General features: G+C 73.2%; 19 protein-coding genes. 13 read left to right on the top strand and 6 right to left on the bottom strand.

The window, feature by feature from the left end; genetic code table 11:
- The first annotated feature begins 101 nt into the window (after nucleotides 1-101).
- Genes mnmA through IF22_RS0128100 form a run of 4 tightly spaced genes read left to right on the top strand, consistent with a single transcriptional unit; the run spans nucleotide 102 to nucleotide 3,660 of the window.
- Nucleotides 102-1,175: a tRNA 2-thiouridine(34) synthase MnmA gene (mnmA, locus tag IF22_RS0128085; RefSeq protein ID WP_036412479.1), complete on the top strand. Its 1,074-nt coding sequence runs from the start codon at nucleotides 102-104 to the stop codon at nucleotides 1,173-1,175.
- Nucleotides 1,176-1,212: 37 nt separating this feature from the next.
- Nucleotides 1,213-2,217: a uroporphyrinogen decarboxylase/cobalamine-independent methonine synthase family protein gene (locus IF22_RS0128090; protein ID WP_030337164.1), complete on the top strand. Its 1,005-nt coding sequence runs from the start codon at nucleotides 1,213-1,215 to the stop codon at nucleotides 2,215-2,217.
- Between the two features lie 36 nt (nucleotides 2,218-2,253).
- A complete protein-coding gene (locus IF22_RS0128095; RefSeq protein ID WP_030337166.1) occupies nucleotides 2,254-2,619 on the top strand; it encodes a VOC family protein in 366 nt (121 codons plus the stop codon).
- Nucleotides 2,620-2,649: 30 nt separating this feature from the next.
- Nucleotides 2,650-3,660: an ADP-ribosylglycohydrolase family protein gene (locus IF22_RS0128100; RefSeq protein WP_425339858.1), complete on the top strand. Its 1,011-nt coding sequence runs from the start codon at nucleotides 2,650-2,652 to the stop codon at nucleotides 3,658-3,660.
- A 198-nt stretch (nucleotides 3,661-3,858) separates the two neighbouring features.
- On the opposite strand, the gene IF22_RS0128105 is transcribed toward IF22_RS0128100, so the two are convergent.
- Nucleotides 3,859-4,395, bottom strand: coding sequence for a type II toxin-antitoxin system PemK/MazF family toxin (locus IF22_RS0128105; RefSeq protein WP_030337170.1), 537 nt, complete (start codon nucleotides 4,393-4,395; stop codon nucleotides 3,859-3,861).
- A 283-nt stretch (nucleotides 4,396-4,678) separates the two neighbouring features.
- Here IF22_RS0128105 and ligA point away from each other — a divergent pair, with 283 nt between their 5' ends.
- The 7 genes from ligA to IF22_RS0128140 all read left to right on the top strand — a co-directional run bounded on the left by ligA (nucleotide 4,679) and on the right by IF22_RS0128140 (nucleotide 17,031).
- Nucleotides 4,679-6,814 carry an NAD-dependent DNA ligase LigA gene (gene ligA, locus IF22_RS0128110; RefSeq protein ID WP_030337172.1) on the top strand — a complete coding sequence of 712 codons (2,136 nt, stop codon included), beginning with the start codon at nucleotides 4,679-4,681 and terminating at the stop codon, nucleotides 6,812-6,814.
- 157 nt (nucleotides 6,815-6,971) lie between these two features.
- Nucleotides 6,972-9,578 carry a putative bifunctional diguanylate cyclase/phosphodiesterase gene (locus tag IF22_RS0128115; protein ID WP_051708839.1) on the top strand — a complete coding sequence of 869 codons (2,607 nt, stop codon included), beginning with the start codon at nucleotides 6,972-6,974 and terminating at the stop codon, nucleotides 9,576-9,578.
- 144 nt (nucleotides 9,579-9,722) lie between these two features.
- The gene (gatC, locus tag IF22_RS0128120; protein ID WP_030337175.1) at nucleotides 9,723-10,028 is read left to right on the top strand and encodes an Asp-tRNA(Asn)/Glu-tRNA(Gln) amidotransferase subunit GatC; all 306 of its coding nucleotides are present in this window, start codon (nucleotides 9,723-9,725) and stop codon (nucleotides 10,026-10,028) included.
- Nucleotides 10,029-10,122: 94 nt separating this feature from the next.
- On the top strand, nucleotides 10,123-11,598 hold the full coding sequence (gene gatA, locus IF22_RS0128125) for an Asp-tRNA(Asn)/Glu-tRNA(Gln) amidotransferase subunit GatA (RefSeq protein WP_030337177.1): 1,476 nt from the start codon (nucleotides 10,123-10,125) through the stop codon (nucleotides 11,596-11,598).
- Between the two features lie 231 nt (nucleotides 11,599-11,829).
- Entirely contained in the window at nucleotides 11,830-12,966 is a 1,137-nt protein-coding gene (locus IF22_RS0128130) for an Ig domain-containing protein (protein ID WP_030337179.1), read from the top strand.
- Between the two features lie 73 nt (nucleotides 12,967-13,039).
- Complete coding sequence (gene gatB, locus IF22_RS0128135) at nucleotides 13,040-14,539, top strand: Asp-tRNA(Asn)/Glu-tRNA(Gln) amidotransferase subunit GatB (RefSeq protein ID WP_030337181.1); 1,500 nt, start codon at nucleotides 13,040-13,042, stop codon at nucleotides 14,537-14,539.
- Nucleotides 14,540-14,673: 134 nt separating this feature from the next.
- A complete protein-coding gene (locus tag IF22_RS0128140; protein ID WP_030337183.1) occupies nucleotides 14,674-17,031 on the top strand; it encodes a transketolase-like TK C-terminal-containing protein in 2,358 nt (785 codons plus the stop codon).
- A 25-nt stretch (nucleotides 17,032-17,056) separates the two neighbouring features.
- On the opposite strand, the gene IF22_RS0128145 is transcribed toward IF22_RS0128140, so the two are convergent.
- The 3 genes from IF22_RS0128145 to IF22_RS0128155 all read right to left on the bottom strand — a co-directional run bounded on the left by IF22_RS0128145 (nucleotide 17,057) and on the right by IF22_RS0128155 (nucleotide 21,802).
- Entirely contained in the window at nucleotides 17,057-18,670 is a 1,614-nt protein-coding gene (locus IF22_RS0128145) for a metallophosphoesterase (RefSeq protein WP_030337185.1), read from the bottom strand.
- 60 nt (nucleotides 18,671-18,730) lie between these two features.
- Nucleotides 18,731-19,903: a PQQ-dependent sugar dehydrogenase gene (locus IF22_RS0128150; protein WP_030337187.1), complete on the bottom strand. Its 1,173-nt coding sequence runs from the start codon at nucleotides 19,901-19,903 to the stop codon at nucleotides 18,731-18,733.
- 81 nt (nucleotides 19,904-19,984) lie between these two features.
- Nucleotides 19,985-21,802 carry a SpoIIE family protein phosphatase gene (locus IF22_RS0128155; protein WP_051708835.1) on the bottom strand — a complete coding sequence of 606 codons (1,818 nt, stop codon included), beginning with the start codon at nucleotides 21,800-21,802 and terminating at the stop codon, nucleotides 19,985-19,987.
- Between the two features lie 184 nt (nucleotides 21,803-21,986).
- Between IF22_RS0128155 and IF22_RS0128160 the strand changes: the two genes are divergently transcribed.
- Nucleotides 21,987-22,913 carry a 2-hydroxyacid dehydrogenase gene (locus IF22_RS0128160; protein ID WP_030337189.1) on the top strand — a complete coding sequence of 309 codons (927 nt, stop codon included), beginning with the start codon at nucleotides 21,987-21,989 and terminating at the stop codon, nucleotides 22,911-22,913.
- Here the strand turns inward: IF22_RS0128160 and IF22_RS0128165 are convergent.
- Entirely contained in the window at nucleotides 22,907-23,299 is a 393-nt protein-coding gene (locus IF22_RS0128165) for a PH domain-containing protein (RefSeq protein ID WP_030337191.1), read from the bottom strand. The genes IF22_RS0128160 and IF22_RS0128165 overlap by 7 nt on opposite strands.
- A gap of 217 nt (nucleotides 23,300-23,516) precedes the next feature.
- Between IF22_RS0128165 and IF22_RS0128170 the strand changes: the two genes are divergently transcribed.
- A complete protein-coding gene (locus IF22_RS0128170) occupies nucleotides 23,517-25,892 on the top strand; it encodes a GGDEF domain-containing phosphodiesterase (RefSeq protein ID WP_030337193.1) in 2,376 nt (791 codons plus the stop codon).
- A gap of 6 nt (nucleotides 25,893-25,898) precedes the next feature.
- Here the strand turns inward: IF22_RS0128170 and IF22_RS0128175 are convergent, their stop codons facing one another.
- Nucleotides 25,899-26,918, bottom strand: coding sequence for a LacI family DNA-binding transcriptional regulator (locus IF22_RS0128175; RefSeq protein ID WP_030337195.1), 1,020 nt, complete (start codon nucleotides 26,916-26,918; stop codon nucleotides 25,899-25,901).
- Nucleotides 26,919-26,938 lie beyond the last annotated feature (20 nt).

The raw sequence follows: 26,938 nt of genomic DNA on the forward strand, positions 1-26,938 counted from the left end.
GCGGGGGTGACTGCGCGGGCTGGTGGGTGGGTGGGGTTTTCGGGGGTGGTGGATAGGGTTGTCGTGGGGGAACGGGTGGGGACGGGAAAGGGAGTGCGTCGGTGAGGGTTCTGGCGGCGATGTCGGGTGGGGTTGACTCGGCCGTGGCGGCGGCGCGGGCGGTGGCGGCCGGGCACGACGTGACCGGCGTGCACCTGGCGCTGGCCCGCAACCCACAGACCTATCGGACCGGGGCGCGCGGCTGCTGCACCCTGGAGGATTCCCGGGACGCCCGACGGGCGGCCGACGTGATCGGTATCCCGTTCTACGTGTGGGACATGGCCGACCGCTTCCACGAGGACGTGGTCGACGACTTCGTCGCCGAGTACGCCGCCGGTCGTACCCCGAACCCCTGCCTGCGCTGCAACGAGAAGATCAAGTTCGCGGCGGTGCTGGACCGGGCGGTGGCCCTGGGCTTCGACGCGGTGGTGACCGGGCACCACGCCCGCCTCGGTGCGGACGGGTTGCTGCGACGCAGCGTCGACCTGGCCAAGGACCAGTCGTACGTGCTCGCCGTGCTCACCCGCGAGCAGCTCGACCGGTCGATCTTCCCGCTCGGTGACTCGACCAAGGCGCAGGTCCGCGCGGAGGCCGCCGAGCGTGGCCTGGCGGTGGCCGACAAGCCGGACTCGCACGACATCTGCTTCATCGCCGACGGGGACACCCGCGGCTTCCTGGCCGGTCGCCTCGGTGAGGCGCCCGGCGACGTGGTGGACGCCACCACCGGCGCTGTCGTCGGCAGCCACAGCGGCGCGTACGCGTACACGGTGGGGCAGCGTCGCGGGCTGCACCTGGACCGGCCCGCCCCGGATGGCCGACCGCGCTACGTGCTCTCCATCACCCCGAAGACCAACACGGTGACGGTCGGGCCGGCCGAGGCGCTGGAGGTGTCCGACGTGCACGCCGTCCGTCCGGTCTGGACCGGCGGCGCGCGTCCGGACGCGCCGGTCGAGTGCGAGGTGCAGTTGCGCGCGCACGGCGACGTGGTGCCGGCGACCGTCGCCCTCGACGGTGACCGGCTGCACGCCGAGCTGCGCCGACCGGTACGCGGCGTCGCCGCCGGTCAGGCCGTGGTGGCGTACCGGCCGGACCCGGCCGGCGACGTGGTCCTCGGCTCCGCGACCATCACCGGCTGACCGCACGGCCTGGGTGTTCGCGGGATAGCCTTCGCCCGTGACAGATCAGGCGTGGCAATGGCCGGCCGGCGCGGCAACCGGAATTGGTTCGCTGCCCGGCACCGACATCGGCGAGGCTCAGCGGGTGGTCCTCGGTGAGCTTCCCGAGCTGCCCCACCTGCCCGAGTTGCCGGCCCGTGGCCCCGGAGCGGACATGATCGGCCGGTCCGCCGGGCTGCTCGTCGAGCTGCCCGTCGAGGTGTACGCGGGGCGGTGGCGGGTCGCCCCACGCCCGGGCCGCGACCTGCGCCGGGCCCGTGACCTGATGGAACGCGACCTGGACCAGCTCGCCGAGCAGGCCGAGGGGTACGCCGGGCCGCTCAAGGTGCAGGCCGCCGGCCCGCTCACGCTGGCCGCCTCCCTGGAGCTGCCGATCGGTGGCCGGCTGTTGCGCGATCCCGGCGCGGTCCGCGATCTCACCGGCTCCCTCGCCGAGGGGCTGCGCGCGCACGTCGCGGCGGTCGCCCGCCGGCTGCCCCAGGCGTCGGTGCTGCTGCAACTGGACGAACCGTCACTGCCGACCGTGCTGGCCGGGCGGGTGCCGACCGAGAGTGGGTTGGGCGCGTACCGGGCGGTCGAGTCGGTGGACGCCGCCGCCCTGCTGCGCACCGTCGTCGAGGCGGTCGGCGTGCCGACGCTGGTGCACTGCTGCGCCCCGGACGTGCCGTTGGAGCTGATCCGCTCGACCGGTGCCGTCGCTGTCGCCCTCGACCTGGACCTGGTCACCGACCTCGACCCGCTGGGCGAGGCACTCGACGCAGGCCTCGGGTTGCTGGCCGGGGCCGCGCCGACCCGGCCGCCGTCGGCCGGTGGCGCGCCGACCTCCGCCCAGATCGCCGACCGGGTACGCCAACTCTGGGACCGCCTCGGTTTTCCCCGTCGGCAACTCGCCGAGCAGGTGGTGGTCACCCCGGCCTGTGGCCTCGCCGGCGCGACCCCGCAGTACGCCCGGGCCGTGCTCGCCGCGTGCCGGGACGCCGGCCGGCGCCTCGCCGAAGCCTGAGGTTTCCTGTCGTACCGGCTGGGCAGGATGACGGTCATGATTGGACAGCTGCGTTCAGTGGTGCTCGACTGCCCGGATCCGCGGGCGTTGGCGACGTTCTACTCCGAGCTGCTCGGCATCCCCTTCGCCGAGGGTGACGCCGAAGACGACTGGGTGGTGCTGGGCGGTCCGCCCGGTCACCAGCCACGTCTCGCCTTCCAACAGGCGCTCAACCTGCGGCCGCCGGCCTGGCCGGACCCGGAGCGCCCACAACAGTTCCACCTCGACGTGACGGTGGACGACATCGAGGCCGCCGAGAAGGCGGCGCTGGCGCTCGGGGCCCGACGGCTGCCGGGTGAGGGCGAGGGGTTCCGGGTCTACGCCGACCCGGTCGGCCACCCGTTCTGCCTCTGCTGGGACTGAGCCCGCGGTGGGTTGCGGCGGCCGGGCATGATGGCCGCCGTGATCCACACCTCCGCGCTGCGCGCCTCCGGCTCCCTGTTCGGCCTCGCCTACGGTGACGCGTTGGGCAAGCCGACCGAGTTCCTGACCGTCGCCGAGATCCAGCGCCGGTACGGCCCGGCCGGCCCGCGTGAGCTGTCCGGCGAGCCGGCGCTGGTCACCGACGACACCCAGATGGCGCTGGCGGTGGGTTGGGCGCTGCACGAGACGCCGTCGTTCACGCCGGAGGCGGTGCAGCCACTGCTGCGGCGGCGCTTCCTGACCTGGGCGGTCAGCCCGGACAACAACCGTGCCCCGGGCATGACCTGCCTGCGCGCCTGCGCCGAACTGAGCCGTGGGACGCGCTGGCAGGAGGCGACAGTGGTCGGTTCGAAGGGTTGCGGGGCCAACATGCGGGTCACCCCGGTCGGGTTGCTCGACACGGACCTCGACACGCTCGCCGGGTTGGCCCAGTTGCAGGCAGGGCTGACCCACGGCCACCCGACCGGGCTGGCCGCCAGCGAACTCACCGCGTACGCGGTCTTCGCGCTGCGTACCGGCGTCCCGCTGACCGAGCTTCCCGCGGTGCTCACCGAGCGGGCGCTGTCGCAGCGCCTGGTCTACCGGGAGCGGTGGCTGGGAGACCTCTGGCAGCGCGCCGGTTCCGACACCCCTGAGGAGTTCATCGCCCAGGGCTGGGACGACTGCCTGGCAGTGCTGCGCCGACTGACCACCGCCCTGGCCGAGCCGGACGACGGCGCCGACCCGTGTCGGGCCACCGGCGAGGGCTGGGTGGCCGAGGAGGCGCTGGCAACCGCGCTGCTCTGCGCCGTACGGCACGCCGACGATCCGGTTTCGGCGCTGGCCCGGGGGGCGACCACCGCCGGCGACTCCGACTCGATCGCCGCCCTCGCCGGCGCCTTCCTGGGCGCGGCCGTCGGCATGAGCGCCTGGCCGCGCGAGTGGGCCGACCGCATCGAGTACGCGGACCAGCTCGCCACCCTGGGCGCAGCCTGGGACTGACCCCACTCGGCCTCGGCCTGGTCTGGGCCTCGGCCTGGCTTGGTCTGGGCCTCGGTCTGGCCTGCCTGGCGTGGTTCATCGGCTTGATCGACTCGGGATTCTGAAAACCGGGGCATCCGGGGCCTCGGGACACCGCGACTTTCAGGAACCCGAGTCGATCATGGCCGGCGGCCGCGCCGCAGGGGCGGTCGAGAGGCGTCAGGTGGTGGGCAGGTGGCGCAGGCTGCGCACCTTCCGCCACAGGTCGGCGTCGCAGCGGCCGGCGTGGTCGGCGAAGGCGGCCGCGTTGAGTCGGATCGGCTCGGTGAGGCTGAGGTAGCTGTCGTGCTCCGCGCCGGGGTCCCAGTCCCGGGTGGGAATCCGGACGTGGTCGTCCCGGTCGCTCTTGTCCTGGCTGGTGATCTTCAGGACGTCGGCGCCCTTGGAGTCCGCGCGCAGCACCAGGCACGGGCGTACCTTCGACCCGCTGCCGTCGGCGTACGGGACGTCGGCCCACCAGATCTCACCGGGCGCGGGGGTGTCGTCGTGCCGGTCGGCGTCGCGGCGGCGGGACGGGGTGGACGGGCGCTCGCCGCCCCGGGGGCGTGGCGGGCTGGGACGACGCCCGCCGGTGCTGGCCCGACCCGGCCGGGCGCCCGGACGTCGGTTGGTCACCCGGTGCCGCCAACTGTTCCACGCCCAGCCGGCGGCCACCGCCAGCAGGATCGCCACCGCCCAGAGCAGTGCCTCGGGCATCCGTACCTCCGCCTCCCGGCGACCCGCCGGTCGCACCGTCCGGCGATCCTTGCACGTCGTGGCCCGTGCCGCCCGCCAACCACACCGCGGCTGCCCGATCACCCCGCGCCTCACCTGATCATCTGGTGGTGGGTGGTCGGGCGGTTCGTCGACACCCACCGGGCATCCCGGCTGAGGGCGACGTCGCTCCCGGCGCGGGCGGGCGACGGATTGTCCCACCGGCCCGATACCGTGCCGGAGTAGCGTGATCAGGGAGGTCGCAGGCGTGTCCGAAGGTGGCGGTGTGTCCGAGGAGCAGATCGGTCAGCAGGTCAGCGCGGCGCAGGAGGCAGCGGCCGGGGCCGAGCCGACGCCGCAGGCCCGGGAACGGCATGCCGCCCTCAGCCAGGAGCTGACCGAGCACCAGTACCGCTACTACGTCCTGGACGCGCCGACCATCCCCGACGCCGACTTCGACAGGCAGTTGCGCGAGCTGGAGGCGCTGGAGGCCCAGTTCCCGGCGCTGCGGACGCCCGACTCGCCGACCCAACGGGTGGGCGGCACGTTCTCCACCGACTTCACCCCGGTCACCCACGCCGAACGGATGCTGTCGCTCGACAACGCCTTCGCCGACGAGGAGTTGGCGGCCTGGGCCGAGCGGGTCGAACGGGACGCGGGCGGCCCGGTGCCCTACCTGTGCGAGCTGAAGGTCGACGGGTTGGCGATCAACCTGACCTACGAGAAGGGTCGACTGGTCCGGGCCGCCACCCGCGGCGACGGGCGCACCGGTGAGGACGTCACCGCCAACGTGCGCAGCATCCGGGACGTGCCCAGCCAGCTCACCCCGTCCGCCGAATTCCCGGACGTTCCCGAGCTGGTGGAGGTCCGGGGCGAGATCTACTTCCCGATCGCCGCGTTCGCCGATCTCAACGCGGGTCTGGTGGAACAGGGCAAGGCACCCTTCGCCAACCCGCGCAACGCCGCCGCCGGCAGCCTCCGGCAGAAGGATCCACGGATCACCGCCACCCGGCCACTGCGCCTGGTGGTGCACGGCATCGGCGCCCGCCGGGGCTTCCAGCCCACGGCGCAGTCCGAGTCGTACGCCGCGCTCAAGTCCTGGGGGTTGCCCACCAGCGACCGGTGGCGGGTCGTCCCCGACCTGGCCGGTGTCGCCGAGTTCATCGCCTACTACGCCGAGCACCGGCACGATGTCGAGCACGAGATCGACGGGGTGGTGGTCAAGGTCGACCCGGTCTCCATCCAGGGCCGGCTCGGCTCGACCAGTCGCGCGCCACGGTGGGCGATCGCCTTCAAGTACCCGCCGGAGGAGGTCACCACCAAGCTGCTCGACATCGACGTGAACGTGGGGCGCACCGGCCGGGTCACTCCGTTCGCCGTGCTCGAGCCGGTGCGCGTGGCCGGTTCCACAGTCGCGCTCGCCACCCTGCACAACGCCCGTGAGGTGGAGCGCAAGGGTGTGCTGATCGGCGACACGGTGGTGCTGCGCAAGGCCGGCGACGTGATTCCCGAGGTGCTCGGCCCGGTGGTCGACCTGCGGCCCGTCGACGCCCGGCCGTTCGTCATGCCGACCAGTTGCCCCGCCTGCGGCACCCCGCTCGCGCCGTCGAAGGAGGGCGACGTCGACATCCGCTGCCCCAACACCCGCAGCTGCCCGGCGCAGTTGCGGGAGCGGGTGTTCCACCTCGCCGGCCGGGGCGCGTTCGACATCGAGGTGCTCGGCTACAAGGGTGCGGCGGCCCTCCTCGACGCGGAGATCATCAGCGACGAGGGCGACCTGTTCCAGCTCGACGCCGAGCAGCTGTCCCGGTCGCCGTTCTTCGTCAACAAGGACGGCAGCCTGGGCAGCAACGCCACCAAGCTGTTGGACAATCTCGCGGTCGCCCGGGAACGGGACCTCTGGCGGGTGCTGGTGGCGCTCTCCATCCGGCACGTCGGCCCGACGGCGGCCCAGGCGCTCGCCCGGCACTTCCGTTCCATGGACGCCATCGACGCGGCCTCGGAGGAGGAGTTGTCCTCCGTCGACGGGGTCGGTCCGACCATCGCGGCCAGCATCCGGGAGTGGTTCGCGGTGGACTGGCACCGCGAGGTGGTCCGCAAGTGGGCCGAGGCCGGCGTACGGATGGCCGAGGAGGCGGTCGACGAGGGTCCGCGCCCGCTGGAAGGGCTGACGGTGGTGGTGACCGGCACCCTCGCCGGGTTCTCGCGCGATCAGGCCGCCGAGGCCGTGCAGAGCCGGGGCGGCAAGGTCAGCGGGTCCGTCTCCAAGAAGACGAGCTTCGTGGTGGTGGGGGACAACCCCGGCTCGAAGGCCGACAAGGCCGCCAGCCTCAAGGTGCCGGTGCTCGACGAGGACGGGTTCCGGCTCCTGCTGGACGCGGGCCCGGACGCCGCGCGGGACGTCGCTCAGCTGGGCGGTTGACCCCGCCGACGGCTGGCGACGGCGACTGGCCGCGTATACCAACTTAATTACGACTACGACCGATTCGTGACTGTCATACCGGGAAACTGGGGGCCGAGGGCGTTTCATTGGGTCACGGCGTGCGCACCGGCACGCCAATGGTCGGTCGGGAGGTGTGGTGGAGGTCGCCGACCCACGCAACTCGCTTCCTGCGGGACGGGTCGCACCGTTCGCCGCCTTCGTCGCCAGCATCCTGGCGGTCGCCGCGCTGACCGCCGCCGTTCCACTCGCGACGCTCCCCGACGACCTGCCCCGGCTGCCGGTGGCGTTCTGGACGATGGCCGCGCTCGCCGTGGTCTGCGACGCGCGCCCGTTCGTGCCACCGGGGCGCCGGCAGACGTCGGCGGTGTTCCCGTCCACCTGCTTCACCTTCGCGATCCTGCTCGGCTGGGGTCTCGGCCCGGCGGTGGTGGTGCAGGCGGTGGGGGTGGTCGTCTCGGGTTGGCGGATGCGGCACGCCGCGTGGCGTACGGCGTTCAACGTCGGCCAGTACGCCTGCGCCCTCGCCGCCGCGTACGGGGTGATCCAACTCGGGTCGGGCACGATCTTTTCCGGGGGGCGGTTGCACTGGACCGACGTGGCCGTTGTCGGCGGCGCCGCGCTGGTCTGGTTCGTCGTCAACTACGGGTTGGTCAGCTGGGCGGTGCGGCTGCGTTTCGGCGATCGCTGGTGGCCCACCGTCCGTCAGGGCCTCGGCTTCGAGCTGCTCTCCACCGGCTCGCTGCTGCTGCTCGCCCCGGTGCTGGTCGCCGCGGCGCGGGTCAGTGCCGCGCTGATTCCGCTGGTGCTGGTGCCGCTCTTCGCCGTCTACCGGATGGCGCGGCTGACCAACGAGCAGCAGCACCTCGCCGCCGCCGACCCGCTGACCGGGCTGCCCAACCGCAAGGCCCTGCTCGCCGAGGTGGCGGAGCAGGTGCACGTGCACGCCGAGCGGACCGCCCGCGGTGAACCCGACGGGCAGTTGGCGCTGCTGCTGCTCGACCTGGACCGCTTCAAGAACGTCAACGACGCCCTCGGGCACGCCGTGGGTGACCGGCTGCTGGTCGAGGTCAGCGCCCGGCTCACCGACGTGCAGCCCCGGCCGCAGATGATCGCCCGGCTCGGCGGTGACGAGTTCGCCATCGTGATGACCGGGCTGAGCGACGTCGGTCAGGCGCGGGAGTTGGCCGACCGGGTCGTCCAGGCGCTGGCCGAGCCGGTGCCGCTCGACGGACTGCCGTTGGACGTGGGCGGGTCGATCGGGATCGCCCTCTTCCCCGAGCACGGCGAGGACTTCGCCACCCTGATGCGCCACGCCGACGTGGCGATGTACGACGCCAAACACCGCAACGACACGGTGGCCGTGTACGCCCCGGAGTCCGACCACAACTCCGCCGAGCGGCTCGGCCTCCTCGCCGACCTGCGCCGCGTGCTGGAGGTCAGCCCGTCGGCCGAGACGCCGGTCGACACCGAGCCGCCGGTCGCCGAGCCGGCTGTCGACGCCGAGCCGCCGGTCGACCCCGAGCCGGCTGTCGACGTACCAGTTGTCGCGACGGCGGAGGTGCGCGGCGGTGACGGGGCGGCGCTGCCCAGCGCGGCGGCGACCCGGCCCGCGTCAGCCGCGGACCCGGCGGTCGTCACGGCAACGCGGCACGGTGGTCGGTGGTGGGTACGCCGTCGACGCGCCGACGCCGAGCCGCTGCACTCCGACGAGCTGATCAACCAGATCGCCACCGGTGCCGACCCGATCCGGGGCCGCAACGCCCGGGCCACCGTCGACGGCACCCGTTCGGGCTCGGTCCGGGAGCGGCGCGCCGGGGGTGGGAACGGCCGTCGGTCCCCGAACGGGAGCGCGGTGGGCAGGGGACGTGGCGGGGCGCGCCGGGACGCCGGGCCGGGTACGCCCGGTCAGCCGCTCGAACCGACCGGGTGGGCGCACGCCGACGACGAACCGGCCGACGACGCCGGGGAAATCACCATGTACTACCAGCCGCAGATCGCCATCGCGACAGGTGAGGTGGTCGGGGTCGAGGCCCTGCTGCGGTGGCGACACCCCCGACGGGGCATGGTCGACCCGGAGGAACTCATCCGGGTCGCCGAGCAGAGCGCCGTGATGCGACTGCTGACCCGTCGGGTCGTCGACGACGTGGTGGAGCAGCTCGCCAAGTGGTCGGCGGCCGGCATCGGCCTGCGTGCGGCGCTGAACGTGAGCGTGCGCGACCTGCACACCGGCGAGATCGCCGATCAGATCGCCGACCGGCTGGCCCGCTACGGGGTGCCGGCCGAGCGGTTGCAGGTCGAGATCACCGAGGGCGCGTTGATGGCCGACCCGCGCCGGGTGCTGGCCACCATCTCCCAGCTGCACCGGATCGGGGTGGCCATCTCGCTGGACGACTTCGGCACCGGCTACTCCTCGCTGCAGCATCTGCGCCGCCTGCCGCTGTCCGAGGTGAAGGTGGACCGGTCGTTCGTCCTCGGCATGGCCGACGACGCCGACGACGCGGCGATCGTCCGGTCGATGATCGAGCTGGCCGGCGCGCTGGGGTTGCGGGTGGTCGCCGAGGGTGTCGAGGACGAGCGGACCTGGCGGATGCTGCACACCGCCGGCTGCGACGCCGCCCAGGGCTGGTTCTACGCCCGGCCGATGCCGGCCGAGGAGTTGGTCATCTGGCTGGCCCGGTACCGGCCGGTCCGCCCGACCGGCGGGCACCCGCAGCCCGACGTCGCCCGCCGCCCCACCCGCTGACCCGGCACGAGGTCGGGGGAGGGGGAGTCGGGGACGCGGCACCGGAGCGGAACAATAGACTCGCTGCGGTCACCGCGTGTCACGCTCCACCTGTCGCGCGGCCGGCACACCGCCCGACCAGCAGGAATTCAGAAGGGGGCACGGATGGCCGCCATCTCCCGCGAGGAGGTCGCGCACCTGGCGCGCCTGTCGCGGCTCGCCGTCACCGAGGAGGAGCTGGACATGTTCGCCGGCCAGCTCGACGTGATCCTCCAGGCGGTCGCCCAGGTCGGCGAGGTCGCCGCCGCGGACATCCCGCCGACCTCGCACTCGGTGCCGCTGACCAACATCTTCCGCGAGGACGTCGTCACGCCGTGTCTGACCCCGGAGGAAGCGCTGTCGGGCGCGCCCGACGCCGAGGACCAGCGGTTCCGCGTACCGCGGATCCTGAGCGAGGACGTGGCCTCATGAGCGAGCGGCAGCGAGCGAATAGTCGGTGCAGCGCCGTGGTGCCTCATGGCGTCGCGGAGCGGAGCGGAGTGACGGCATGAGCGAGATGACCGGCATGAGCGACTTCACCAGAATGACCGCGACGGAGATCGCGAGCCTGGTCGCCGGGGGCGAGACCTCCGCTGTCGAGGTGACCCAGGCGCACCTGGACCGGATCGCCGCGGTCGACGACCGGGTGCACGCCTTCCTGCACGTGGACACCGAGGGTGCGCTCGCCGCGGCCCGCGCGGTGGACGAGCGTCGGGCCGCCGGCGAGGTGTTGGGCCCGCTCGCGGGTGTGCCGGTCGCGGTCAAGGACGTGCTCGCCACCCGGGGCGTGCCGACCACCGTGGGGTCGAAGATCCTGGAGGGCTGGCGCCCGCCGTACGACGCGACGATCGTGCAGCGGCTGCGCGAGGCCGGCACGGTGATGCTCGGCAAGACCAACATGGACGAGTTCGCGATGGGTTCCTCCACCGAGTACTCGGCGTACGGCCCGACGCACAACCCGTGGGACCTGAGCCGGATCCCGGGTGGCTCGGGTGGTGGTAGCGCCGCCGCGCTGGCCGCGTACGAGGCGCCGCTGGCGATCGGCTCGGACACCGGCGGCTCGATCCGTCAGCCCGGCGCGGTCACCGGCACGGTGGGTGCCAAGCCCACCTACGGCGGCACCTCCCGCTACGGGTTGGTGGCCTTCTCGTCGTCGCTGGACACCCCCGGCCCGTGTGCCCGCAACGTGCTCGACGCGGCCCTGCTGCACCAGGTGATCGGTGGGCACGACCCGATGGACTCGACGTCGATCCCGCAGCCCGTGCCGGACGTGGTGGCGGCGGCGAGGCTCGGCGCGACCGGTGACCTGACCGGTGTGCGGCTCGGCATCGTGAGCGAGTTCGTCGGCGAGGGCGCCGAGCCGGGTGTGATGGCGGCGTTCCGCGAGTCGGTGGACGCGCTGACCAAGATGGGCGCCGATGTCGTCGAGGTGTCCTGCCCGACGTTCGCGTACGCGCTGCCGGCGTACTACCTGATCGCCCCGAGCGAGTGCTCCTCCAACCTGGCCCGGTTCGACGGTGTCCGGTTCGGCCTGCGGGTCGGCGACGACGGCAACCGGTCGCTGGAGGAGGTCATGTCGCTGACCCGGGAGGCCGGCTTCGGCCCGGAGGTCAAGCGCCGCATCATGATCGGCACGTACGCGCTGTCGTCGGGTTACTACGACGCGTACTACGGGCAGGCGCAGAAGGTCCGGACGCTGATCACCCGGGACTTCAACGCCGCGTTCGAGCGGGTCGACGCGCTGATCTCGCCGACCACCCCGTCGGTGGCGTTCCCGATGGGCGCGCGGACCGCCGACCCGTACCAGATGTACCTGGCCGACCTGTACACCATCCCGACGAACCTGTACGGCGGGCCGGGCATCTCGGTGCCGTGCGGGCTCTCCGAGGGGCTGCCGGTCGGTTTGCAGGTGATGGCCCCGACGATGGCCGACGACCGGATGTACCGGGTCGCCGCCGCGTTGGAGTCCGCCGTCGGCACGTTCACCCCGCCGGCCCTCTGACCCGCCGGTACGGGGGCGGGTCGCCCGCCGTCGTACCGGAAGTCGTCACGCGCCCGGTGCGGTCACCACGACCGCGCCGGGCGCGGCTGTCGTCGCGGCGACACGACGATCTCCGATCAGGGGATGGACCGCGTTCAGTGGCACTGGTCGAATAAGCTCCGAGTCTGTTGGATCGACGAACTCTGGTCCGCTGGCGGCCGCGAGCGGCTCCGATCAAGACCTGGATGTGCGATGGGGACGCTTCGCCCGGTCATGGCCCTGACGATGGTTGTCGCGATGCTGCTGGGTGCCGCGCAACCAGCCACCGCCGCCGACACCGTCACCATCACCTCGGGCAAGCCCCGGTCGGTCATGTACCTCGGGCAGGTGTACGCGATCCACACCGTGGAGGCGACCGGCGGCACCGGGCCGTACGCGCTGTCGGTGGTGTCGGGCAGCCTGCCGCCGGGGATGTTGGTGGTGGGCACGGCGCTGGGGGGCGCGCCGACCACGCCGGGCACCTTCCCGTTCCGGCTGCGGATGACCGACAAGAACGGTCTCTTCGGCGAGCAGGCGGCGACGATCGAGGTACGCCAACAGAAGGTCGTCATCACCTCGGGCAAGCCCCGGTCACCCATGTACATCGGGCAGGTGTACGCGATCCACACCGTGGAGGCGACCGGCGGCACCGGGCCGTACGCGCTGTCGGTGGTGTCGGGCAGCCTGCCGCCGGGCATGCTGGTGGTGGGCACGTCGCTCGGGGGCGCGCCGACCACGCCGGGCACCTACCCGTTCACGCTGCGGATGACCGACAAGAACAAGCTCTTCGACGAGCAGGCCGCCACCATCGTGGTCGCCACGGCCGCTGCCACCTTCACCTCCGGCGACCCGCCCGCCGGCACCGTGGGGCGGTCCTACTCCTTCCGGTTCACCGCCGACGGTGATTCGGACATCGCGTTCGCCCTGGCCGCTGGGGCCCTGCCGGGCGGTCTCACCCTCGACAAGTTGGGTCGGCTGAGCGGCGTTCCCGGCAGCGCCGGCACGTTCACCTTCACGGTCCAGGCGACGGGTCGCAGCACCAGTGCCACGAGGGACGTGTCACTGGTCGTCGCCCCGGCGTCCCCGGGCACCCCCACGGCGACCCCGACCGGCCCGACGGCCACCCCGACCCCGACGGCATCGACCGATCCGGCCGCCTCGCCATCGGAGAGCGACCCGGCGACGTCCCAGCCGTCGCCCGCGCCGTCGAGGTCGAAGGGTGGCTGGTTGCCGCTCACCGGAGCGGGCTCGCCCCTCGTGCTGCTGCTGATGGGCGTCCTGGCGTTCTCCGTCGGTGGCATTCTGCTCGTGCTGGCCTACCAGCGTCGGCGCTTCACCACACCCGAGTGACGCCCGGCAGCGGGGTGGCCGGACCAGCCGATTAGGCTGGAACGGTTCTGTCCGGATCGCTCCTGGAGCTCAGATGACGACGACACTGCCCGCGTACGACGAGGTCGTTGCGCGCTTCGAACCGGTGATCGGCCTGGAGACCCATGTCGAGCTGGGCACGAACACCAAGATGTTCTGTGGGTGCCCGACCGACTTCGGTGGCGAGCCCAACACCCGGGTCTGCCCGGTTTGCCTGGGGCTGCCCGGCTCGCTGCCGGTGGCCAACAAGGCGGCCATCGAGGCGATCATCCGGATCGGTCTCGCGTTGAACTGCTCGATCGCCGAGTGGTGCCGGTTCGCCCGGAAGAACTACTTCTACCCGGACATGCCGAAGAACTTCCAGATCAGCCAGTACGACGAGCCGATCTGTGTCGACGGTTACCTGGACGTCGAGGTGGGCGGCGAGACGGTGCGGATCGAGATCGAGCGGGTGCACCTCGAGGAGGACACCGGCAAGACGCTGCACGTCGGCGGTGCCACCGGCCGCATCCACGGCGCGACGGAGTCGCTTGTCGACTACAACCGGGCCGGCATCCCGCTCGTCGAGATCGTCACCAAGCCGATCACCGGCACCGGTGCGCTCGCCCCCGAGGTGGCCAAGGCGTACGTCGCCGAGCTGCGCGACGTGATCCGCACCCTCGGCGTCTCCGACGTGCGGATGGAGGAGGGTTCGCTGCGCTGTGACGTGAACACCTCGCTGAACCTGCCGGGCGCGGAGTGGGGCACCCGTACCGAGACGAAGAACGTCAACTCGCTGCGGTCGGTGGAGCGGGCGGTCCGCTCGGAGATGCTGCGGCAGGCGTCGGTGCTGGACGTGGGCGGCCGGATCACCCAGGAGACGCGCCACTTCCACGAGGACACCGGTGACACCACCCCGGGTCGCTCGAAGGAGACGGCGACCGACTACCGGTACTTCCCGGAGCCGGATCTGGTGCCGATCGCACCGGACCCGGCCTGGGTGGCCGAGCTGAAGGCCGCCCTGCCGGAGCTGCCCCGGGTGCACCGGCGTCGGCTCCAGGAGCAGTGGGGTCTGTCGGACCTGGACATGCAGTCGGTGTTGAACGCCGGCGCCGTCGAGCTGATCGAGGCCACCGTGGCCGCCGGCACCACCCCGGCGGCGGCCCGCAAGTGGTGGCTGGGTGAGCTGTCGCGTCGGGCCAACGAGAGCGGCGTGGAGCTGGCCGAGATCGGTGCCACCCCCGCCCAGGTCGCCGAGCTGCAGGGGCTGGTCGACGCCGGCAAGCTCAACGACAAGATGGCCCGCACGGTGTTGGAGGGTGTGGTCGACGGTGAGGGCTCGCCCACCGAGATCATGACCAGCCGTGGCCTGGAAGTCGTCTCGGACACCGGCGCGCTCACCGCCGCCGTGGACGAGGCGATCGCCGCTAACCCCGCCATCGCCGACAAGATCCGCAGTGGCAAGGTCGCGGCGGTCGGCGCGCTGGTCGGCGCGGTCATGAAGACCACCCGCGGGCAGGCCGACGCGAAGACCCTGCGGGAGCTGATCCTGCAGCGCCTCGGCGTCCAGGGCTGAGACCCACCCGACGCCAAAGAGTCGATCATGAGGTTGACGGCGGTTTGAAGATCGACGACTGCCGTCAACCTCATGATCAACATGTACCGCACCCCTCGCGAGGGCGTCAACGGCGACGCCTGGATGGAGCCACCGTGACCCAGCACGACCTCGATGTCCTCGACGAGATCCAGCGGCGGGTGCTCTGGCTCGCCACCCGGATCGTGGACGCCGCCAACCATGACCGGGCCACCGGCGACGGTGTGAAGGTCGGCGGCCACCAGGCGTCCAGCGCCTCCCTGGTCACGGCGATGACCGCGCTGTGGTTCGCGCACCTGGACGCCGAGGACCGGGTCGCGGTGAAGCCGCACGCCTCCCCGGTGTTCCACGCCATCCAGTACCTGCTCGGCAACCTGGACCGCTCCTACCTGCCCCGACTGCGGGCCCGGGGCGGCCTCCAGTCGTACCCGTCGCGCACCAAGGACCCGGACGAAGTGGACTTCTCCACCGGTTCCGTCGGCCTGGGCGCGGCGGCGCCGCTGTTCGCCGCCGCGACCCGCCGCTACGTCGACGCGCACTTCGGCGCCCGGCCGCACTCCCGGTTCGTGGCCCTGATCGGCGACGCCGAGTTGGACGAGGGCAACATCTGGGAGGCGGTCGCCGACCCGGCCACCACCGGGCTGGGCAACGTCATGTGGCTCGTCGACTTCAACCGGCAGTCGCTGGACCGGGTCGTCCCCGGCATCCGGATCAACCAGTGGCGGGGCCAGTTCGAGGCGGCCGGCTGGCACGTCGTCGAGGTCAAGTACGGCCGCCGGCTCGCCGAGGCGTACGCCCGCCCGGGTGGGGAGGCGTTGCGGGACTGGATCGACGCGATGCCCAACGAGCAGTACCAGTCGCTGTTCGGGCTGACCGGGCCGGCGCTGCGCAAGCAGTTCCTGGACGGCGCCCCGGCCGAGGTGGGCGCCTTCGTGGAAGGCGTCGCCGACGAGGACCTCGGCCCGCTCGTCACCGACCTGGGCGGGCACGACCTGCAGGCGATGCTGGACGCGTACGCCCAGTGCGACGCGGTCACCGACCGGCCCAGCGTCGTCTTCGCGTACACCGTGAAGGGTTGGGGGTTGCCCATCGCCGGCAACCCGCGCAACCACTCGGCGCTGCTCAGCACCGAGCAGGTCGACGCGTTGCGCGCGGCGCAGGGGCTGACCTCCGAGACGGAGTGGGACCGCCTCGACCCGGCCTCACCGGCCGGGATCCAGGCCGGCGCCCGCCGGGAGGCGCTGTCCCGCGCGCCCCGCGAGCGCGCGCTGGGGGTCACCGTCCCGGAGAGCACGGGAGTACGCGCAACCAAGCCGATCTCCACCCAGGAGGTCTTCGGTCGGGTGCTGGTGGACCTGGCCCGGGACCGGGAGGTGGGCCGCTACCTGGTGACCACCGCACCGGACGTGGCCACCTCCACCAACCTGGCCGGGTTCATCAACAAGACCGGGGTGTTCGCCCCCACCGAGCAGCGATCCTGGGCCGAGGACCGGATGCTGCGCTGGACCGAGAGCCCCGCCGGGCAGCACATCGAGCTGGGCATCTCGGAGATGAACCTGTTCCTGCTGCTCGGCCAGCTCGGGCTCTCCTGGGACCTGTCCGGGCAGCCGCTGCTGCCGGTGGGCACCGTCTACGACCCGTTCGTGCTGCGCGGCCTCGACGCGTTCCTCTACGGCACCTACTCCGGATCCCGGTTCGTGGTGGCCGGCACCCCGTCCGGCATCACCCTCGCCCCCGAGGGCGGTGCCCACCAGTCCACCATCACCGCGTCGGTCGGCCTGGAACTGCCCGGGGTGACCTTCGTCGAGCCGGCGTACGCGGCCACCCTCGACTGGCTGCTCTGCGACGCGCTCGGGCAGATCGCCGGTGGGTCGGCCCCGGCCGCGACCGCCGCGCCCGCCGAGGACGGCGCGTACTACTTCCGGTTGAGCACCCGACCGCTGGACCAGGCGCCGTTCGAGGCGGCCCGGGCGCGGCTCGGCGACGCGGTGCTGCGCCGGCAGGTCGTCGCCGGGGCGTACCGGCTGGTCGACGCGCACCAGGCGTACCCGCACCTGGTCGACGCCCCGGTGGTGCAACTGGCCGCCTCCGGCGCGGTGCTGCCCGAGGTGCTGGCCGCCGCCGCGGAGCTGGCCGACGAGGGCATCGCCGCGCACGTGGTGGACGTGACCTCGCTGGACCGGCTCTACCGGGCCTGGCAGCGCACCCTGCGACAGGGCGTACGGACGGCCACGGTGCCCAGCGTGCCGGGCGCGCTGCGCTCCGCGTTCGCCGATCGGGTGCCGGTGGTGACAGTGCACGACGCGGCGTCGCACGCGATGGCCTGGCTCGGCTCGGCGGTCGGCGCACCGGCGGTGCCGCTCGGCGTGGACGAGTTCGGCCAGTCCGGCAGCGTCGCCGACCTGTACGAGCTGCACGACCTGCTGCCCGGCAGCATCGTCAACGCCGCGCTGGCCGCGATCGCCCTGCGCTGACCCGTCCGCGCCGGCCGGCGTGGGCTCAGCCGGTCGGGGTGGGCGTGGGTGTGGGCGTCTGTGTGGCGGGCACACCCCCGCTCGGGGTGGGCGTCGGCGTGGCGGAGACACCGGCGTTCGGGTTCTCCACCAGGCGTCGTTCCAGGTTGACCTGGGCCTGGCCGGTGCCGCCGACGGTGATCGTGTCGTACGCCTGGAGCATCTTCTGCTGGTCGAAGTAGAGCACGCTCATCGACAGCGGGGTGGGCTTCTCGCCCTCCAGGCCGCGCAGCCCGGCACCGCCGGTGGAGCCCTCCACCATCAGCGTGGTGGGCTGCTGCCCGGGTGTTTCCGGCAGTTTGGACACCTGCCGGGCGTGGGTGTGCCCGGCCAGCACCAGCGGGCAGGTGCCGGCGAGCGGCCCGGCCGACGCCGGGTCGTGCACGAGAGCGATGTTGACCGGTCGCGGTGAGTTGCGGATCGTCACGGCGAGCTGGTTGCCGGCCCCGATCACCTGGTCGGCCACCTGCTGGGTCAGTCCGCTGCCGGCCGGGGAGGTGTTCTTGTCCGGGGTGAAACGCGGGTCGCCGATGCCGGCGATGGTCAGCCCGGCGACGGTCGTGGTGGTGTTGTTGAGGACTATCGCGTTCGGCTGGCGGGCCACCGCGGCGGCGGTCTTGCCGGAGTCGTGGTTGCCCCGGATGAAGACGTACGGCTTCTTCAGCACGCCGATCGAGCCGACGAAGGAGGCCTCCGGTTCGCTGCCCCAGTCGGTGATGTCCCCGGTGTCGATCACCACGTCGATGCCGAACTGCTCCACGACCGTCCGGATCAGCTGCCAGCCGGTCGGGTTGAGGTGCATGTCGGAGACGTGCAGCACCCGCGTGGTGCCGGGGGTCGGCTCCAACAGCGGCAGCGCGGAGACGGTGGTGTAGAGCTGGCTGACGTTGCCGACGAGGCGCTGCAACTGCTCCGCGTACTTCGTGTAGTCGTTGGCGATCCGGCGGGCGTCACCGACGATGGCCGGCGCGTTCACCAGCAGCCCCTCGTAGCGTGGCTCCTCGATGGCCTGCGGCCGGAGGGTCGCCGCCGCCGTGCCGAGGCTGCTGGCGGTGACCAGCAGCGCCAGCCCACCCGCCCAGGCGGTGCGCCGGACGTTGCGGAAGATCAGCCCGGCCAGGATCAACGTGACCAGCACCGACGCGCCGAGGGTACGCAGGCCGAGGCGCATCACCCCGGAGCGGACGTCCTCCACGGCGCTCTGGCTGGCCCGGCTGATGCTGGCCGGGTCGTCGATCAGCGCCTCGGTGCGCCCCTGGTCGAGCGCGCCCAGCCGAACGGTGAGGTGGGTCGGCCCGCTGTGGCTGTCGAGCAGCAGCGCGCCCAGCGGCGGGATGTCGACGGTGGTGCCGCCGTCGCGGGCGGGGGAGATGCTGAGGTTGGCCCGGAACGGGCCGATGTCGGTGCTCACCTGACCACCGGCCAGCACCCCGAGAACCGCCCCGGCCAGGGCCACGGCGAGGACGGCGACGACCAGCCCGAGGCGGCGCAGCGGGCCGGCGGCACCGGCCCACCAACCCAGGCGCGTCCGATCGTCGCCGGTCACCGGGTCGTCCCGGTCATCGGCGTCGTCGTGCCGCTCGTCGCGTTGCCCGTCCATGCTGAAAGTCTGGCCTGCCCGTCGGAAGATCTTGGTAAACCTGAACGGATGGTGACGGAATCAGCTGCGCCCGCCGTCGCCGCCCGCGAAGACCACCCGCAGCAGCCGGTCGTCGTCGCCCGCCGGGTCGCCCCGCCCGTCGTGGTTGGAGGTGCTCACCCAGAGCGACCCGTCCGGTGCCGCGGCCACCGCGCGCAGCCGGCCGTAGCGGTTGGTGAGCAGCTCACTGGGCTGACCGAGCAGCGTCCCGGTGTCGGTCAGCTCCATCACCCAGAGGCGCTTGCCGCGCAGGCAGCCGGTGACCAGCAACTGCTCGGTGGCGGCCAGCCCGGAGCAGGACGCGTCCGAGGTCGGCCACTGCGCGATCGGGTCGGTGAACCGCTTGTCGCCGGCCTTACCCTCGACCTCGGGCCAGCCGTAGTTGCCGCCCTTGGTGATCTGGTTGACCTCGTCCCAGGTGTTCTGGCCGAACTCGACGGCGTACATCCGCTTCGCGGCGTCCCAGGTGAAACCCTGCACGTTGCGGTGCCCCATGGACCAGACCGGGGAGTTGGGGTACGGGTTGCCGGCGGCGGGCTTGCCGTCCGGGGTGACCCGGAGGATCTTGCCGCCGAGGCTCTTCACGTCCTGCGAGAGCGGGCGCTGACCGGCGTCACCCGTGCTGACGTAGAGCTGCTTGTCCGGGCCGAAGCCCAGCCCACCGCCGTTGTGCACGTTGGCCTTGGGAATGCCGGTGAGGATCGGTGTGGGCTGCCCGCCGAGTTGCAGCCGGGCGACCCGGTTGTCCCGTTCGGCGGTGTAGTAGACGAACACCGTCCGGTCCCGGGCGTAGTCGGGGGAGACGGCGATGCCGAGCAGGCCACCCTCGCCCGCCGCCGCCACGTCGGGGATGGTCTGCACCGGTCGGACCCGCAGCCCGTCCGGCCCGGACTCGGGCCCGACCTGGAGGATCCGGCCGTTGTCCCGTTCGGTGACCAGCGCGCCGCCGTCCGGGAGGAAGGCGATGGCCCACGGCACCCGCAGGCCCTTGGCGAGCACTGTCGCCACCGCCTGCTGACCGCTGCCGCCGGGGTTCGCCGACGCGGACGGGGTCGGCAGGTTGGGCGGTTCGCCGGCCGGGTCGGGCTCCGGCTCACCGAAGCTGCAACCGGCGGTGAACAGCAACGCCGCGCAGGACGCCGCGAGAGCCGCCCGGAGGCGGCGGATGCGAGGGTACGGGGGACGGGCGCTCACCCGGCCCAGGGTAGCCCGCCGCGCGGCCCGACCGGGCCCGTCGAGATCCAACGGGTACCGATGGTCTCCGGTGGACCGGCCTCAGCGGGCCCGTACGGCCAGCAGCGCGGTGTCGTCCTCGCGGTGCCGGATCGAGGCGAGCAGCAGGTCGCAGAGGTCGCCGAGGGGCAGCGTGTGAGTGCCGGCCAGGCGGCTCATCAGCTCGGCCAACCCGTCGTCGATGGACCGGTCCCGCCGTTCGATCAGCCCGTCGGTGTAGAGCAGCAGGGTGTCACCGGTGGCCAGGCTGGTCGAGTGGCTGCTCCGCCGCGTCGGGCGGGCCAGGCCGAGCAGCGGCTCCGGCGTCGCGGCCAGGACCTCGACCGCCCCGCCGACGCGGACCACCAGGGCCGGCGGATGCCCGGCGTTGGACCAGGTCACCTCGTGCGCACCGGCGCGCTGCGGACAGATCCGCACCAGCGTCGCGGTGGCGGCGATCGGCAGCCGAAGGCCACGGATGGCGCCGTCCAGGTCGCTCATCAGGGACCCGACCGCGTCGGGCCGGCCGAAGGCGTTGCCCCGCACCAGGTTGCGCAGCTGGCCCATGGTCGCCGCGGCCTCGATGTCGTGCCCGGCCACGTCCCCGATCGCCGCGATCACGTCGCCGTCGGGCTGCACGAAGGCGTCGTACCAGTCGCCGCCGACCTCCACCCGGTCGGCCGCCGGCTGGTATCGGGCCGCCAGCTCCAGCTCCGCCACCACCGGCAGCCGGGGCAGCATGCTGTGTTGCAGCACCTCGGCGACGTGCCGCTGCTCGCCGTACATCGAGCTGTTACCGACGGCCTGGCCGGCCCGGCGGCCGATGTCCACCGCGGTCAGCAGGTCCCGGTCGTCGAACTGCTGACGGTGCCCGTCGTTCACGAGAGTGATCGCCCCCAGCACCGTGCCGCCGACGCCCCGCACCGGCACGCTCAGGTAGGAGGCGATGCCCAACCGGCCGGCGATGGAGACCATTTCCGGGTGGATGGTGCCCCGCTCCACGTCGGTCAGGGACGCCACGCTGCCGAGCCGAGGCTGGCCGGTGCGCAGCACCGCCCGGACTATCGAATCGGGGCCCAGCCCGGTGCGCAGCAGCTCACCGAAGCGGTCGACGTCCGCGGCGCGGGCCGGGTCCCGGTGCACCGAGACCACCTCACGGGGCAGGCCGGTCGGCCCGATCAGGGTGAGCAGGCACCAGTCGGCGAGCAGCGGCACCATGGTGGCGGCGAGCCGGCGCAGGGCGACGCCCACGTCCAGGGTGCCGGCCAACGTCTCGCTCACCCCGGCCAGCAACTCCAGCCGTTCGTGCGCCTGCACGACCCGCCGCCGCGCCTCCTGCGCGCCGTCGAGTGCGATCCGCAGGCGCAGCTCCGACGAGCAGGCGGCGGCCAGGTCGGCCAGGGTCCGCAGTTGGGCGGCGGTCCAGGCGCGCGGTTTGCTGTCGATGGCGCAGAGCGAGCCGAGCACCCGGCCGGATAGGTCGGTCAGCGGCATCCCGGCGTAGGCGACCACGCCGAGGTCGTCGATGGCCAGGTTGTTCCGGACGCGCGGGTAGAGCCGGGCGTCCGGCAGCACCATCGGCACCTCGATGTCCACCACGTGCTGACAGAACGAGTGACTCAGCGGAGTCTGCCGGCGCTGCGACCAGGGCTCGGGCAGACCGACCGCGCCGGGGAAGAACTGCCGGTCGGCGGAGACCAGCGAGACCAGCGCCACCGGCACGTCCAACAGGTCGCTGACCAACCGGGCGAACCGGTCGAACGCTTCGTCCGGAGCGGCGTCCAGCCCGGTGTCGGCGAGCGCGCGCAACCGCGCTGGGTCGCCGAGCGCCGAGGGGGGCGCGATCGGTCGCCGGGGGGAGGCGGGGGAGCCGTCGGTCATCGTGCACCTGTCTGCCGGGCGGAGGAGGACGGCCCTCCGACCCTTCCTTATACCTCGCGAAGGCCCGGCTCGAACCTCGCTGTGCTGAGTCTCGCCCGCCGTGACCCCGTGCGCCACCCCCCCGGACGCCGGTTCACCGCCGTGCCCGCACCGTCCGCGCCGCCGGGGACTATCGTCGGCGGACGTGAAGGTATGGATTCCGCACCAGGCCGGCCTGAACCTCCTGGGCGCGCTGCCCCCGGACGTGACGGTGGAGGTCTTCGAGCACACCGACCGGATGCCGTCCGAGGCGGCCGGCGTTCGCTTCTGGGTGCCGCCGTTCCTGGGTGGCTCGGACGGGACGACGGTGCTGGGTGAGCTGCCCGACCTGGCGGTGGTGCAACTGCTCTCCGCCGGGGCGGACGCCTGGGCCGGCCGGACCCCGCCGACTGTCACGCTCTGCGACGCCCGGGGCGTGCACGACCCCGCCACCGCCGAGTGGGTCGTCACCGCGATCCTCGCCCAGCTGCGGGCGTTTCCGGCGTTCGTCCGCGCGCAGGCCGAGCGGCGTTGGGCGTACGCGGAGCACACCCCTACCGACGAGCTGACCGGCAAGCGGGTGCTGATCATCGGGGCCGGCTCGATCGGCACCGCGGTGCGCGACCGGCTCGCCCCCTTCGACGTGAGCTTCACCCTGGTCGCCAGGACGGCCCGCCCGGAGCAGGGGGTGCACGCCGTCGAGGAGCTGCCCCGGCTGCTGCCCGACGCGGACGTGGTGGTGGTGCTGGTGCCGCTCACCGACCAGACCCGTGGCCTGATCGACAAGACGTTCCTGGCCGCGATGCCGGACGGGTCGCTGTTGGTCAACGCCGCCCGCGGGCCGGTGGCGCACACCGATGCGCTCGTCGCCGAGCTGGGCACCGGTCGGATCTCGGCGGCGCTGGACGTCACCGACCCGGAACCGCTGCCCGCCGACTCCCCGCTCTGGACCATGCCGAACGTGCTGCTCACCCCGCACGTGGGCGGGTCGGTGCGGGGGTTGCTACCGCGTGCCTACCGGCTGGTGGGCGATCAGGTGCGCCGCTTCGCCGCCGGGCAACCGCTGATCAACACAGTGGTCGACGGCTACTGACCCGGCGCGTCCGCCGGGGCACCCGGCAGTGGCTGGCCGGTTGCCGCGACCAGCCGGGGCAGGTCCGCCCCACGGACGGCCGGCAGGGTGACCTGCTGGCCGTCGTCGAGCCGGGCCACCGCGCGCCCCCGCTGGTCGGTGGCCAGCTCCAGGACCTGCTCCCAGCCGATCCGGCGTTGCCCGACCAACGCCCGCAGGCGCAGCTCCCGCGCGTCGGCGTCGGTGCCGGCCCGCCAGGCCCAGACCGCGACGGCGAGCGGGACGAGCAGCACCGGCAGCAGGTAGGCCCGGGCGTTGGCCAGCGGCAGGGCGCCGACGAAGGCGATGATCGCGGCCACCAGGATGGCTTGGTTGTACCGGAAACGGACCGTGTCGGGCTTACTCACCCTCCGATGATCCCACTTCCTGCCGTTTCGGCTCGCGGCGGGCGGTGCCACCGGCCGGGAGTACGCCGTACAGTGACACCGGTCGTTGTTTTCCCTGAGTAACCGGCAAGTAACCACTTCGGCTGTCCATCGTTGTCAATCGTGGGTAGCGGACTCGCAACGTCCGGTGCCCCGCACCGCCGCACCGCCCCCGTGCCCCCTCACGAAGGCGTCCGCCGTGCTCCTCGCGTACCCGTTCCGCGTTCTCGTCCCCCGTCGTGCGGCACCCGAGGCCGCCACGTCCGTGGCGGTGGCGCTGCTCCTCCTCGCCGGTGCCGCCGGCCTGGTCCCGACCTCGGTGGTGATCGCGTTGGGCGCCGGCGCCGGCGCCACACTCGCCGGGCTACGACTGTCCCGGCTGGCCAGCCGGCGTGGCACCGACCCGCCACCGCGCGCGGCGGGCGTGCTGCTCGACGCGGCGGTGGTGGCGGCCGGTCTCACCGCCGTCGTGCTGCCCCTGGCGGACATCGGGCACACCCGCGCCGTGCTGATCGGGTCGCTGGTCGTGGCGGCCCTCTCGGCGAGCGGTCTGTACCGGCTCCCCGGGCGCTCGCGGCCGACGGCCGCGGTCCGGTTGCGCGAGCTGGTCGAGTCGACCGGCCCGGCCGTCGGTCTGGCCCTCGCCGGCTGGCTGCTGCTGCCGTGGGACGGTCTGTCGGTCCCGGTTCGGCTGGGTTGCGCGTTGACGCTCGGCGGGTTGGGGATGGCCGCGTTGAACGTGTTCGCGGGGCCGTGGCGGCGCTCGGGTGCGGCGATCTGTCGAGGCGGCGTCCTGCTCACCCTCTGCGGGTTGGTGCTGCTGGCCGTGTCCCCGTCCGCACCGGCCGGGCGGGTGGCCCTGCTGGCCGTACCCCCGTTGGTGTTCGGGATGTTGCTGGTCGCGGTCGGTGCCGCCGGTGCGACGGACGACGCGCAGCCGGCGGAGCCGGTCGCCGCGGCCTGGCCTCGGTCGGTGCTCCCGGCGGCGGTGCTGCTGCTGGCGACGGGTCTGCACCTGGCCGCCGGCCGCGCGCCGGACCGGACCAGCGTGCTGTTGGCCCTGGCGGCGGTGCCGCCCCTGGTGCTGCGCGAGCTGCTGCGCGCCGGTGACGCGGCCACGTCCGTTCGGCGGGCCGCCCATCGCCGGCCGGCCGGTCGGTCGCTGCGGCACCGCCGCTCGGGTCCGGCACGCGGGCCGGGCACGCCGGAGCCGCCGCCGGAACGCGGCCCCGACGCCCCGGCGGTCGCGGCCCCCGGAACCGGCGCGGACTCGATCTGGTCGCCTGAGCACAGCCCCGCGTGGTCGGGGCTCGACCGGCGACAGTTCGCGGCCGCGAGCAGCACCCCCGGTGACCGGGCCGCCCTGCTGGACGCCCTGGCCGCGATCGGCGACGTGCCGGTGCCGGCCGGCGCGCTGCTCCTGGTCGACCTGCACGGCACCGAGGGGATCGGCCCGACCGCCCGGGAGGACGTGCTCGCCGAGGCGGTGCACCGGGCTCGCGCGGTCATCGCCCCCGGCGATCTGGTCACCGGGTGCGCGGGTACCGGCTTCGCGGTGGTCACCGCCGCCGGCCCGGTGCTGGCGTACGCGCTGGGCACCCGACTGTTGAGCGCACTCAGTCCGCCCTACCAGCTGGCCGGCGCGATGCTGCGGGTGCAGACGAGCATCGGGCTTGCCGAGGTGAGCGGGGTGGGGCCGGCGGACGTGCTCCGGCAGGCCGAACTGGCCCGGCGACGGGCCGTGCAACTGGGCCGGGACCGGGTGGAGTGGTACGACGCGTTCCTTGAGGAACAACTGGTCCGCCGGCTCGACCTGGAGCGCGAGCTGCCCGGTGCGGTGGCGCGCGGCGAACTGGATCTCGTCTACCAGCCGGTGGTCGACCTGGCCGACGGGCAGCCGGTGGGCGCGGAGGCGCTGCTGCGGTGGCGCAGCCCGGTGCTCGGCACGGTGCTGCCGGCCGAGCTGCTGCCGGTCGCCGAGGACCTTGACCTGGTCGGCGAGTTGGAGTGGTGGGTGCTGGATCGGGCCTGCCGGCGGTTGTCCGACTGGTCGGTGGGCGCCCGGGAGCTGTGGATGGCGGTCAACGTGACGACCCGGGAGCTGACCACTCCCGACTTCGTGCAGCGGCTCGCGGCCGTGCTGGCCGCGCACGGGGTGCCGCCGGAGCGGCTGGTGGTGGAGGTGAGCGAGCCGAGGGTGGCCGGTGACCTGTCGACAGTGGTGGCCCGGTTGGCCGGGCTCCGGTCGCTGGGCGTGCGCACCGCGTTGGACGATTTCCGGGCCGAGCACGCCTCCCTGGCGCAGCTTCGCCGACTGCCGATCGACCTGCTCAAGGTGGGCCCGGAGCTGGTGGGCGCACGGCCGGACGGGCAACCACCGCTGATCGACGTGGTGGTCAACGTGGGCGAGCGGCTGGGCGTCGAGATCGTCGCCGAGGAGTTGGAGTCGTCGACCCAGGTCGAGGGGGCACGCCGGGGCGGTTGCCGGTACGGGCAGGGGTTCGCGCTGGCCCGCCCGGCGACGGCGGAACGGGTCGAGGCGTACTTCGAGGAGTTTCCGTCAGCATCGCGCTGAACCGGTTCATCTGGCTCGGGGTGGTGCGGTGCTGCCACGCGGAGTGAGGTGGGGCGTCTCGTCCTGCACCCGGCCGGCCGGCTGCCCGGCGACGACGGCGAGCAGCTGCCGGGCGGCGTGGGCCCCGTACGCCGGGATGTCCCGGCCCAGCGCGGTCAGCGGCGGGTGCACCAGGCGGCACAGCGGTGAGTCGTCCCAGGCCACGATGGACAGGTCGCCGGGCACGGTCAGGCCCATCTCCTGGGCGACGGAGAGCCCGGCGACGGCCATCACGTCGTTGTCGTAGATGACCGCAGTGGGCCGGTGGGCGGAGCTGAGCAGCCGGCGGGTGGCCCGCCCGCCCTCCTCGCCGGTGTAGTCGGACCACACGGTGACCGCGTCGTCCAGGTTGAGCCGCTGGCGGACCGCCGCGAAGGCGTCGGTGCGGATCTCGGTGTGCCGCAGGTCGGGCAGGCCGGCGACCCGGGCGATCCGACGGTGCCCGAGCGCGACCAGGTACTCCACCGTCTCGGTCAGCGCGGCGGCGTCGTCGGACCAGACACTCGCCAGCTCGCCGGTGCCGCCGGGGCCGCCGATCACCACCGCCGGCAGGTGCAGCTGTTCGAGTGCGGGGATGCGACGGTCGTCGGTGCGCAGGTCGCAGACGAGCACCCCGTCCACCCGTCGTTCGCCCCACCAACGGCGGTAGACCGCGATCTCGGCGTCGTGGTCGGCCACCACCTGCAGGGTCAGCGCGTACGAGCGGGCGGAGAGTTCGGCTTCGACGCCGCTGATCAGCGCCATGAAGAACGGCTCGACGCCGAGTGTCCGGGCCGGTCGGCACAGGGCCAGGCCGATCGCGCCGGCGGTGGCGGCCGAGAGGGCGCGGGCCGCGCTGCTCCGGCTGAACCCGATCTCCGTGGCGATGGCCAGGATGCGCTGCCGGGTGGCCTCGGAGACGCCGGGCTGCCCGTTCAGCGCGTACGACACGGCACCCTTGGACACCCCGGCGCGTTGGGCGACGTCGGCAATGGTCGGCCGCTTCACCGGCGTGCTCCTTTGCTGCT

The organism is Micromonospora parva (assembly GCF_000718515.1).
Classification (GTDB): domain Bacteria; phylum Actinomycetota; class Actinomycetes; order Mycobacteriales; family Micromonosporaceae; genus Micromonospora; species Micromonospora parva.

What these genes read in the sequence shown, in the direction of transcription:
- IF22_RS0128095 (WP_030337166.1), top strand. Translation starts at nt 2,254, where the DNA reads ATGATTGGACAGCTGCGTTCAGTGGTGCTCGACTGCCCGGATCCGCGG.
- IF22_RS0128100 (WP_425339858.1), top strand. Translation starts at nt 2,650, where the DNA reads ATGGCCGCCGTGATCCACACCTCCGCGCTGCGCGCCTCCGGCTCCCTG.
- IF22_RS0128105 (WP_030337170.1), bottom strand. Translation starts at nt 4,395, where the DNA reads ATGCCCGAGGCACTGCTCTGGGCGGTGGCGATCCTGCTGGCGGTGGCC.
- gatC (WP_030337175.1), top strand. Translation starts at nt 9,723, where the DNA reads ATGGCCGCCATCTCCCGCGAGGAGGTCGCGCACCTGGCGCGCCTGTCG.
- gatA (WP_030337177.1), top strand. Translation starts at nt 10,123, where the DNA reads ATGAGCGACTTCACCAGAATGACCGCGACGGAGATCGCGAGCCTGGTC.
- IF22_RS0128130 (WP_030337179.1), top strand. Translation starts at nt 11,830, where the DNA reads ATGGGGACGCTTCGCCCGGTCATGGCCCTGACGATGGTTGTCGCGATG.
- gatB (WP_030337181.1), top strand. Translation starts at nt 13,040, where the DNA reads ATGACGACGACACTGCCCGCGTACGACGAGGTCGTTGCGCGCTTCGAA.
- IF22_RS0128145 (WP_030337185.1), bottom strand. Translation starts at nt 18,670, where the DNA reads ATGGACGGGCAACGCGACGAGCGGCACGACGACGCCGATGACCGGGAC.
- IF22_RS0128155 (WP_051708835.1), bottom strand. Translation starts at nt 21,802, where the DNA reads ATGACCGACGGCTCCCCCGCCTCCCCCCGGCGACCGATCGCGCCCCCC.